1 protein-coding gene is annotated in these 628 nt (G+C 53.8%); it reads left to right on the forward strand.

Annotated elements, in window-relative coordinates:
- Positions 1-80: 80 nt before the first annotated feature.
- On the forward strand, positions 81-628 hold a 548-nt coding region (locus tag ACR0E6_RS22555), incomplete at its 3' end, for a hypothetical protein (RefSeq protein WP_480587585.1).

Consider the following 628-nt stretch of genomic DNA (forward strand, 5'->3'; position numbering starts at 1 on the left):
ATGTCCCGCTGATTGCCCTTTGCCAGATCTCGAGAGGGGTCTTCCATCTCAACAAGACCAAGTTCTGGAGAATGTGACTGATGGATGATGTCGAAAAGAGTTGGAAGGAATTCAGGGAAAAGGTTCGAGGTGTGATCGAGGAGCATGGAGCTCCAGATGATCTCCGCTCATTTGACGCCTGGTACGCCGAAGAGATGCGTTTGGTGATGGCGCACAACTACCCAGCTCCGCACGTCTCTGACGTCACATGGTCGGCGGAGTGTCTGCATGTCGAGTGTGAAGACCGCGAAGTGGTCGACCGTATGATGAATGCTATGGCGGAGGTTTCACACGATCTCAAAGAGGCGCGGGCCCGGAGGTCAGTGATGGGCAGTGTTGTCGACTGGAATGATATTCATGGAAGCGTCTTCAAGCAGCTTGGTGAGTATCGTGCCGGGTGGGTGGAGCAGCTTACGCTTGCACTTGAGAAAGTGAAGAGGTTGATCGACGAGCAGCCCGACCTGTTTGGTGATGAACACCCGTCCATCGTTCAGATCAAACAGAAATTGGGAGGCATGCGCGTCTATGAGGGCCCAGGCTGCAACCAGGCTACGAGTGAAGAGATTCAATGGCGTGTCGCTCAGATTGA

The sequence above is a fragment of the Ruegeria sp. AP12 genome (assembly GCF_056540025.1).